The 9681-nt window shown below is 59.3% G+C and carries 9 protein-coding genes; 6 read left to right on the top strand and 3 right to left on the bottom strand.

The genetic code is table 11. The annotated features are described in order from the left end of the window. Positions 1-362: 362 nt before the first annotated feature. The 3 genes from BRA62_RS01825 (at position 363) to BRA62_RS01815 (ending at position 2438) form a co-directional block, all read left to right on the top strand. On the top strand, positions 363-554 hold the full coding sequence (locus tag BRA62_RS01825) for a hypothetical protein (protein WP_292364393.1): 192 nt from the start codon (positions 363-365) through the stop codon (positions 552-554). Between the two features lie 119 nt (positions 555-673). Next, positions 674-1705: a hypothetical protein gene (locus BRA62_RS01820; protein WP_292364391.1), complete on the top strand. Its 1032-nt coding sequence runs from the start codon at positions 674-676 to the stop codon at positions 1703-1705. Then, positions 1692-2438 carry a hypothetical protein gene (locus BRA62_RS01815; RefSeq protein ID WP_292364390.1) on the top strand — a complete coding sequence of 249 codons (747 nt, stop codon included), beginning with the start codon at positions 1692-1694 and terminating at the stop codon, positions 2436-2438. The genes BRA62_RS01820 and BRA62_RS01815 overlap by 14 nt, the downstream gene beginning before the upstream one ends. Positions 2439-3418: 980 nt before the next feature. Here BRA62_RS01815 and BRA62_RS01810 read toward each other — a convergent pair. Next, the gene (locus BRA62_RS01810) at positions 3419-4867 is read right to left on the bottom strand and encodes a SulP family inorganic anion transporter (protein ID WP_349680531.1); all 1449 of its coding nucleotides are present in this window, start codon (positions 4865-4867) and stop codon (positions 3419-3421) included. A 278-nt stretch (positions 4868-5145) separates the two neighbouring features. Between BRA62_RS01810 and BRA62_RS01805 the strand changes: the two genes are divergently transcribed. Then, a complete protein-coding gene (locus BRA62_RS01805; protein ID WP_292364388.1) occupies positions 5146-5571 on the top strand; it encodes a universal stress protein in 426 nt (141 codons plus the stop codon). A gap of 366 nt (positions 5572-5937) precedes the next feature. Here BRA62_RS01805 and BRA62_RS01800 read toward each other — a convergent pair whose 3' ends face one another. Next, entirely contained in the window at positions 5938-6138 is a 201-nt protein-coding gene (locus BRA62_RS01800) for a hypothetical protein (protein ID WP_292364386.1), read from the bottom strand. A 390-nt stretch (positions 6139-6528) separates the two neighbouring features. On the opposite strand from BRA62_RS01800, the gene BRA62_RS01795 reads away from it, so the two are divergent. Then, a complete protein-coding gene (locus BRA62_RS01795) occupies positions 6529-6720 on the top strand; it encodes a hypothetical protein (protein WP_292364385.1) in 192 nt (63 codons plus the stop codon). A 90-nt stretch (positions 6721-6810) separates the two neighbouring features. Next, positions 6811-8817 (top strand): monovalent cation:proton antiporter family protein, encoded by a 2007-nt coding sequence (locus BRA62_RS01790; protein WP_292364384.1) that lies wholly within the window; start codon positions 6811-6813, stop codon positions 8815-8817. 72 nt (positions 8818-8889) lie between these two features. Here the strand turns inward: BRA62_RS01790 and BRA62_RS01785 are convergent, their stop codons facing one another. Next, on the bottom strand, positions 8890-9450 hold the full coding sequence (locus BRA62_RS01785) for a DUF1269 domain-containing protein (RefSeq protein WP_292364383.1): 561 nt from the start codon (positions 9448-9450) through the stop codon (positions 8890-8892). Between the last annotated feature and the right edge of the window lie 231 nt (positions 9451-9681).

Here is a 9681-nt window from a genome sequence, read left to right as displayed (position 1 = left end):
CAAGAGGGTTTCAACAGAGCCCTTTCTCGCATTTTCACCTCACCAGATGCACCGTGCCCTGCTCCATCAGCACGGCTTCGCCGGTTGCGTTCATTGCAAGGTCGAAACTTGCACATTCTTCATACCGTAAGGATGGCTGTCCACGGAACGAAAAAGACTCTGGACTCACCAACTTTAAAGACGTGGCCGACCTCCTCGCCGTCCTGTGAAAAGTTCACCTTTCCAGTGTGGTGCTTGCCCTCCAGTGGCCTGGTTTTAGAACGGTCACATCTTCCGGTCGAACCCCGTTTTCGGAACCTCCCTCGACCCCGCTGCAATCCAAAAAACGGATAACACATCCTCACCCCCTCTTCCGAAATCCCATGGCAACCAACACCGGCCCCCTGGCAATCACCATCTCCCTCCTCGGCATCGCGTTCGTCCTGCACTTCTCGACAGCACCCTGCTCCTTCATCGGATCGGCGCCGACGGGGCTCAGCACCGATTCACCCGGCCTGATCCTCTGCGTCATCGCGGTGCTCCTCGCCGGCGTTGCGGCCGCGAAGCAGGGCTGAACCGGTATTCACTATTTCTGGTCGCCGACACATATCACTGATACATTTATAAATATATCATAGTTTACCGATACATATCACTGATATCTATAAATAGGTATCACAATATAGTGATAATCGTGACCTCGATTGATCAATCCCCGGAAGTCGTCGCGTTCATCCGGGAGGCGCTCGGTCTCTCCCCCGAAGCCGGAACCGACGATATTGCAACTCTGCACCCCGCGATGGAGATGGAGCTGCCGTTGCAGCCGGATATCGTCTTCAAAGACGGCGATCGGCTCTACTTCGTCGAGGTAAAAGCGAATGTCATCTCGATCGACACGATTGCCCGGATGCAACTCCTGCGGGAGCTCTGGCATCGCCGGAAGCCCGATCGGCTTCCGGTCGAGCTGGTTCTCGCCGCCAGAACCATCCGCCCACGGGAAGAACAACTCGCACGGGAACTCGACATCCGGGTGATCAGACTCCCCCGGACACTCGGCCCGCCCCTTCAATCCAAGTTCAAGCCGTCGAAGAGCAGGATCACTTCCGAAAAATCCTGGAAGATCGTCTCCCGCCTGCTCAAAGAGAAGTGCACATCTATCCGGCAACTGGCACTGCAGGAGAACGTCTCCTATGGCTGGGCGCACAAAACCGTAGAGATGCTCATGAGCCAGGGCATCGCGAAGAAGAACAACAGCTACGTTCAGATCGGCGATGTGAAGAAACTCCTGAACGGCATTGCCTGGGAGCGGCCGATAAAGAACCTGAGCATCGCGGAGATCCCGACCTCCTTCAGCGATTCGATACCGGCGGCGAGGGACATCACCTACATGCTCTCCGACCAGGATGTGCCGTTCGCCTTCACGGGCTACACTGCCGGCGGGCTCTATACGGGATACGCCGTCCGCCAGGATGCGGTCTACCTCTACCTCGACAAAAAGAACCTCGCTCTCTTCAGAGAACTCTTCGAAACGCCCTTTAACGAGTCAAACCGGAACAGTATACGGGCGTGGATCTACGCGCCGGACAGGGACGTGTTTACCAACAGGCAACAGAAAGAAGGTATCACTGTCGTATCTCCTGCACAGACCCTGCTCGACCTTGCAGGATTCGGGTACAGCGCGATGGATCTCACCAAAGCGATGGTAGACATGTATGACGCTCTATAACCCGGGCCAGGAGGTTATCGAGCGCTCGCTTGCCGAGCTCCGGGAGATCGTCGCCTGGGTCCGCGAACGCGAAGGAGATTCACCCGCTCCGACGACGATCCTTATCGGAGGATGGGCTGTCGATGCATACAACCCGTACGTCGGTTCCGTCGACATCGACCTCGTCACCAACAGCAGAACCCGCCGAAGCCTGATGTATCATCTGGTTCATCACGGGGGATTTCATTACAGGCGATACACCCACCATACGACCGTGGAGAAGGGATCCGGTGCGGAAACCGTCACACTCGACTTTTACTCAAGAGAGCGGGCGAACCCATTCGAGGGCGGGCGGGGAGAACTTGCATTTGACTTTCTCGATGATCATACGGCTGTCATGCCCGTCAGGGGCAACATCCGGGTGGCCGTTCCGACACGCGGAGCCCTCCTGATCATGAAGTTAAAAGCCGTATGGGACCGCTCATTCCGCTACGAACTGGGGAGATCGCCCGATCTGGAGTGGGAGTATTCGAAACTCGTCAAGGACAATGCCGACGTCCTGGCTCTGCTGGATCCTGAGCATGGTGGGCATGATCTCGATCTCGAACTCCTCGGCGAGCTGCTGAATCGCCATCCATTCCTGAGGGAATGCATCGAGGGACTGCCGGATTCGGACGATGCCCGGGAAAAGTACGAGCGGATGGATGAGAAGACCATTCGGCGGGTCTGCGAGGATTTTCTGTCGGTGTTGTGAGAACCCGGCTCGATAGAGGTGAAACCGCTCCTCGGAAAAAGTTACGGGAACAGTTGAGGCAGGGTGTTAACACCCTCGCCTCGCAGGCGGCACCTGCTGCTCGAATATGTTTCCCGAACTAACCTTGCCTTCACTACAACCCAAAAAATGGATAACCTCCTCTCCCTCATCTCTCTTCCGAGACCCATACCAAACGACATCGGCCCCCTCTCCCTCACCATCTCCCCCTCCCCGGCACCGCGTTCGCCCTGCACTTCCCGGCAGCACCCTACTCCTTCATCGGACCGGCGCCGACGGGGTTCAGCACCGGCCTGATCTTCTGCATCATCGCGGTGTTTCTCGCCGGGTTTGCTGCCGCGAAGAAGAAGTGTAACGAGATTCTCCGATCGATGAGCAACCCCTGCAGGGTTAGGGACCCCGGGAATCGCGGCCGGGAAACATTTAACACGGGGGATGACAGATGACATAATTAGCGCACCGTATACGGCCTGCACGCAGTTCTCGGCCTGCCGTGTCCGTTGCCTGGAGAGCGTTCCAGACAGGAGACACACCAGATGCACGTGGCAGCGATTCCCCGAAACACCCGTTCCTTCATGTTGTCTCACCTATCGGGATGTATGGCTTTCTATCCCGGACGTTGCTGATCGGTTACGCACTGTATGCGTAAGCGTGATACCGAATCCTGACTGCTCACTCGGGATAAACGCGTCGGTTCACGATGCATCCTGCCGTTTTTGATCAAACAAACACGATCCTGGATGCATGATCGAGAAACAGTCCACGTGATGAAGGCCGTGCGGGATCGTGTCCGCCACCGCCGCTGGACGTCCTGCCGGTAACGCTCTCCGGCGTGCGCATATCGGCTCGCAAAACGGGAATACCGTTCTGTTTTGTATACGGCTCGAACAGATCAACGCGCTGATATACCTGGCTGCACGATCTGCTTTCCTTTATTCTCTCCAGTCACAGCAGCGGATACATTATGAAAAACCCTTATCAAGCGTCTCCTGGCTCTCCGGGTTCAGGCCGATGACGTAGACCGATTTACCCTGCTGCTGGTACCTGTGCACGACCCGTGCTATCGCCTCCACGGCCGACTGGTCCCAGATATGGGAACTGGAGAAGTCGATCCGCACCCGCTCCGGGTCGCCGGCGTAGTCGAAGAGACCGATGAACGAGGTCATCGTGCCGAAGAAGAGCTGGCCCTTCACCGTGTAGATCTTGACGCCGTCGTGCCGGATCGTGCCCGACGCCGAGATGACCGAGATCTTCCACCCGAAGATCAGGGCCGCGAGAACGACGCCGGCGATGACTCCTTTTGCGAGGTCGTGCGTGTAGACCACGATCGCGATCGTGAGAAGCATGACCGCCGCGTCGCCTGCCGGAATCCGGGGCAGATCCCGGATCGACTGCCACTCGAACGTCCCGATCGCGACGACGATCATGACGCCGACGAGAGCGGCCATCGGTATCTGCGCCACGATATCGCCGAGCGCGATGATGAGGAAGATCAGGAAGAGACCGGCGACGAGACTTGATAGCCTGCCGGTACCGCCGGACCTGACATTGATGACCGACTGACCGATCATCGCACAACCCGCCATCCCGCCGAAGAACCCCGTGACGCAGTTTGCAATCCCCTGCCCTCTGACCTCGCGGTCCTTATTGCTCTCCGTGTCGGTCATCTCGTCGACGATGGAAGCCGTCAGGAGCGACTCGAGCAGCCCGACGATGACGAGCGTCAGCGAGTAGGGCAGAATGACGAGAAGCGTCTCCAGTGTCAGCGGCACGGCGGGGAGGTGGAAGGCCGGGAGCGCTCTGGTGATTGTCCCGAGATCTCCGACGGCGAGGACGTCGGCCTTCGAGACGATGGCAGCGGCCGTTATCACAACGATAGCGACGAGCGACGACGGTACGGCCTTCGTCAACCGGGGGAGGAGGTAGATGATGGCTATGGTTGCGGCAACCATTCCATACATCGCAAACGAAGCGCCGATGAGGAACGGCACCTGCGAGAGGAAGATCAGGATGGCCAGAGAGTTGACGAACCCGAGGACGACGGAATAGGGAATGAATGTAATGAACCGCCCGACGTTCAGCTGCCCGAGGACAAACTGGAGGATACCGGTGAGGATGGTCGCGGCGAGGAGGTATTCGAGCCCGTGGTCGCGGATCAGGACGACCATGACGAGGGCCATCGCCCCGGTGGCTCCGGAGATCATCCCCGGCCTTCCGCCGGCAAAGGCGATCACGACGGCGATACAGAAGGAGGCGTAGAGTCCCACCATGGGGTCGACGCCGGCGATGATGGAGAAGGCGATCGCTTCCGGGATGAGGGCCAGCGCGACGGTCATCCCGGCAAGGGTGTCGCCCTTCACATTGGAGAGCCACGCCTTCTTCAGCGCGCTCAAATTTATCTGCGAGTTCAGATCCACGAAAAATCCTCGGTTTAAATTGTTCGAAGGTAAAAACGATCGGCGGATGCCGCGAGTGACCCTTTATTTCGCCCGCTTAAAACTTGAAGTTTTCTCTGCATCTCCCGGGGTACTGCCCCCGATCATCGGTATGCCTATATGGCGTGAATGTAAATCATTGAGAATACGGGTTCTGTGGTGTCGTACGGTCTGGTGTCTGTCCGGTTTTTCGGCCGGAAATGCACTGTACGGTATGCATGCCGCCGGCAGCGCCGGTTTGATTGGAGATATTTATGTTTCGTACGATTCTTCTCGCTACAGACGGTTCGGAGAACGCCCTTCGGGCGACAGAGGCCGCAATCGATCTGATACAGGAGTTCTCTCACCCGACGGTCATCGTGGTGCATATCGCCACTTCGACCCCGTCGCAGTCCCGGATGGTCAAGGCAGGGTTTGACGTCCATGCTCTTCTTGAGGAGGACGCACGGCAGGCGGCTCGCGAGACGCTCGAGCGGTTTGAGGCGGCAGGGATACCCTATGCGCTGAAGGTTGCGCTCGGCGATCCCGTGGCGGAGATCCTCGCAATCGCCCAGAAGGAGAGCGCCGACCTGATCGTTGTCGGAAGCCGGGGGCTTGGTGCGATTCGCGGTGTGATGATGGGCAGTGTCAGCCAGAAGGTCGCCCAGACCGCGAAGTGTCCGGTGATGATCGTCAAGTAGGGGATGACCCTCAGGTCATCCCGGGCAAGAGAGGAGTAAAGCGGTATTTTCCGGCTGAACGGCAACCTCTATCGGGTCGGATCTTTTCCTGGGTCACGCTCTGCGGAATAGTCACGAGCAATGGCGAAAAGCGGCGTGGAAGTTCCGGTGGGTGCGGCCCGCGTCCCGACACCCTATCACTGATACCTATATGAAGGTATCAGTGAATAGCGATACAACCCGGAGACTGTCCCGTGTTCCTTCAATGAATCACTCATACAAGGCAATTCAAAAGATGGACAATGCAGCCTCATGTATTCATGGCGAAGAGCCCGTGGAGTTGCCAGATCCTTCAAAAACGTCTTCTTATAACGGCAAAGAACCATGCTATCGCTTCTTCATCTGCGCATAGCACTTTTGCGCCTCACTGAGCGAGAGGGATTCTTCCTCCCCGACCTCTTCCATGGAGAACGCAAGCCCGCAATCTTCGAGGAGCTCCTCGATCTTCTCGAAGGTCTCGATGTCAAGAACGACCCCGATCTTTCTGTCGTTGTCGGTTACGATGTACTGCCGTTTGATGTTGATCACCGCTTACCACCCCCTGCCGCTCTCTCACCTGTACGGGTGTCCTGGGGGAGCGGAGCGATAAATGTTGAGGTGTTCCGGTGCTCTGCCGTATCCGGCTGGACGGGACAACGGTGATGCTGCGGGGAAGATGGCCTTGCCGCCCCTCGCGGCCACAAGGGCCACGTTCCCCTTCACTTCCACGGCGTTCGTCGGGGATTGGAGCGAAATGGGCACGATCCGCCTGCCGTCCCGTGAGGGAGTTCACCTTTGCAGTGTGGTGCTCGCCCTCCAGCGGCCTGGTTTTTGAACGGTCGCGTCTTCCGGTCGAACCCCGTTTTTGGAACCTCCCTCGACCCCGTTGCAATCCAAAAAACGGATAATTCATCATCACCCACCCTCTTCCGAAAACCCATGGCAAACAACACCGGCACGCTGGCACTCACCATCTCCCTCCTCGGCATCGCGTTCGTCCTGCACTTCTCGGCGGCTGGCTACTACTTCATCGGCTCGGCGCCGACGGGGCTCAGCACCGGGACGCTCGGCCTGATCCTCTGCGTTCTCGGGGTGCTTCTGGCCGGGTTTGCGGCCGCGAAGAAGGAGTGAAACCTGTACTCTCCGGCCGGCACCCGGACGGCCCGATACCTAGATGTGGCTCAAACCGAAAACAGGTAGGACGAAGCACGGGAGCCGGAAATGGAACTGCAAATCCTGAACGCCATCGTCCTCATATTTGGAATCTCCCTCATAGTCGGACTGCTCTTCAACCCGCTGCGCATCCCCCCGCTGGTCGGGTTCATCCTGACGGGCATCATCGTCGGGCCGAACGTGCTCGGCATCGTGCAGTCGGTCGAAGAGGTCAACATCCTTGCCGAGATCGGGATCATCCTGCTGCTCTTCACCATCGGTCTCGAGTTCTCCTTCGCCCACCTCTGGCAGATGCGCAACATGCTCCTCATCAGCGGATCGATCCAGGTCTTCCTGACGTTTCTGGTCTCCTTCTCCGTCGCGACGCTCATCGGACTGCCGTTTGCGGAAGCCGTCCTTCTGGGTTTCCTCTTCGCCCTCTCCAGCACCGCGGTCGTGCTCCGGATCCTCCATCAGCGGGGGGAGATGAGCACTCCGCACGGCAACATCATCCTCGGGGTCCTGATCTTCCAGGACATCGTCGCCATCCCGATGATCATGGCCATACCGTTCCTCGCGAGCATCTCCGCACCCGCGGCAGTGCAGGCGCTCAGTATGGAGTCCCTCTCGTCGATACTCGCCACGGACATCCTGATCCTCGTCATCCTCGTGGTGGCCGCAAAGTGGGGGGTCCCCTGGTTCCTCTACCAGATAGCGAGAACGAGGAACCGCGAACTCTTCCTTCTCTTCATCGTGGTGACGTGCTTCGGTGTCGCCTGGCTCGTCTCGCTCGCCGGGATCTCGCTCGCTCTGGGCGCCCTCCTCGCCGGACTCCTGATCTCCCGGTCGGAGTACAGCCATCAGGCCATCGGCAGCATCGTGCCGTTCCGCGACATCTTCACGAGTTTCTTCTTTGTCTCGGTGGGGATGCTGCTCGACGTGGGGTTCTTACTCGAGCACCTCGGAGTGGTGTTTCTCCTGATCGTGGGCGTGATCGTCGCAAAGGGAGTGATCGCCGCCGTGGTTCCGGCGGTTCTGGGCTACCCCATCCGCACCATCACCCTCGTCGGGCTCGCCCTTGCCCAGGTGGGAGAATTCTCCTTCATCCTCTCAAGGAGCGGTCTTGATTACGGCATTCTCTCTCCCGAGAGCTACCAGCTCTTCCTTGTGACCGCCCTCATCACGATGGCCGCCACACCGTTCGTCATCGGCGGCGGGCCGATGCTCTCCGAGCGCCTTCGCCGCGTCGAGTTCCTCCACCGGGCCCTTGATGCACGCCGTCCCGTACAGGAGCCCGAGCGCAAGCACCTCAGGGAACACGTGGTTATCATCGGCTACGGCGTGACGGGGAGGAACCTTGCGAGGGCGGCGAAAGTCGGCGGGATCCCGTACGTCATCATCGAGATCAACCCCGAGACCGTGCGAAAAGAGCGGGCGCTCGGCGAGCCCATCCACTACGGTGACGCCACCACGGAGACGGTCCTGGTGCACGCCGATATCGAGTCCGCCCGTATCGCCGTGATCGCGATCAACGATCCCGTCTCGACCCGAAAGATCGTGGAGGCCTGCCGCCGCCTGAACCCGTCCCTCTACATCATCGTGCGAACCCGCTACCTCATCGAGGTGGCGCCCCTGCAGGATCTCGGGGCCAGCGAGGTGGTCCCGGAGGAGTTTGAGACGTCGCTGGAGATCTTCACCAGGGTGCTGAACAAATACCTCATCCCGAAGGACCGGATCGAGGGACTGACGGCTGAGATCCGCTCGGACACCTACCAGATGCTCCGCAACCCGCAGGAGCACCCTCCGACGTTCACGGATTTGATCTACCGGCTCTCCAACGTGAGCATCGTCACCTACACGATCGACCCGGCCGCCCCGGTGGCGGGGAAGACGCTCGGGGAGATCAACCTCCGCAGAAGACACGACGTGCTGGTCCTCGCCGTCCTGCGGGGAGAGGAGACGATCACGAATCCGGACGGGGAGACGGAGATCCTGCCCAACGATATTGTCATCGTCCTGGGCGCGCCCGAGCCTGTGGCACGGGCGTCCGCCCTTTTCCAGTTGTCGGGTTCGTGACCCGAGGCGAACCGCGTACGACTTACGCCGGGCTACCCCCGGTAAAAAGAGAGCAGGTCTCCCTTCCACAACTTACTGTGCCGGTGCCGCCATCGGCTTCTTCTCCTCCGTTTCAGCGGCTTCGACCGCGTCCCGGAGCGCCGCCCCGGCCATCACGAGCGCTTCCGGGGTGACCATGCCCTCGGCGATGAGGAATCCGTTGGCATCGCGGAGCGCCTGCTTGAGGTCCTTCGCCCAGAGGTGCTCGATGAGGAAGATCGCGGCGGCACTGTCGTTTTGGATGGTCTCCGTGATTCTCCTGACATTCTCTTCGGTCATGCCGAAGGTCCGCCGGGCGGCCGCCATGGCGCCGGTCTCCACGCCTCTCCGTGCTCCTTCTTCCCCGCCGGCGCCGAGGCCGATGAGCGCCCCGACGGCGGCGCCGAAGCGCTCCCGTTCCTCCTCGTCGAGCTGCGTGGCCCCCATGGCCTCGACGTTTCCGTCTGCATCCTTGTACACGAACCGGAGGTCGATCAGCCTGACAACGCCCGCCTCCATCGCCGACCCGAACGCCTGCCGGATCTGACCGTGGAAGTCCGGGTTCTCGAATCCGATGACCAGGAGCTGCATCGGTCCGTACATAACTTCAGCCATTTCCCATGTTCCCCCTTAACAAAATTCATAGATTGCCTGCCCGCACCCAGCGATTCACTGCTCTCGTGCTGCAATACGAATGCACCGGCAGAGCGCCTCTGCCTGTGATCTCCTGTACGTCTCTTTGGAAGCGTGCACACCTGAGACGGGTCCGAACCACGATGGGCGAACTAATATAAAAATTAGATTATATAAATCGGAAAACTCCAGACTTCCGAAAAAGTGCCGGTT

Source organism: Methanoculleus sp. UBA208 (genome assembly GCF_002498065.1).
Taxonomy (GTDB): Archaea; Halobacteriota; Methanomicrobia; order Methanomicrobiales; family Methanoculleaceae; genus Methanoculleus.
The sequence above is the reverse complement of the archived record's forward strand: the minus strand, read 5'-3'. Positions and strand labels throughout refer to the sequence as shown.

Coding starts and splice junctions, on each gene's coding strand:
- BRA62_RS01825 (WP_292364393.1), top strand. CDS start 363: ATGGCAACCAACACCGGCCCCCTGGCAATCACCATCTCCCTCCTCGGC.
- BRA62_RS01815 (WP_292364390.1), top strand. CDS start 1,692: ATGACGCTCTATAACCCGGGCCAGGAGGTTATCGAGCGCTCGCTTGCC.
- BRA62_RS01805 (WP_292364388.1), top strand. CDS start 5,146: ATGTTTCGTACGATTCTTCTCGCTACAGACGGTTCGGAGAACGCCCTT.
- BRA62_RS01795 (WP_292364385.1), top strand. CDS start 6,529: ATGGCAAACAACACCGGCACGCTGGCACTCACCATCTCCCTCCTCGGC.
- BRA62_RS01790 (WP_292364384.1), top strand. CDS start 6,811: ATGGAACTGCAAATCCTGAACGCCATCGTCCTCATATTTGGAATCTCC.
- BRA62_RS01785 (WP_292364383.1), bottom strand. CDS start 9,450: ATGGCTGAAGTTATGTACGGACCGATGCAGCTCCTGGTCATCGGATTC.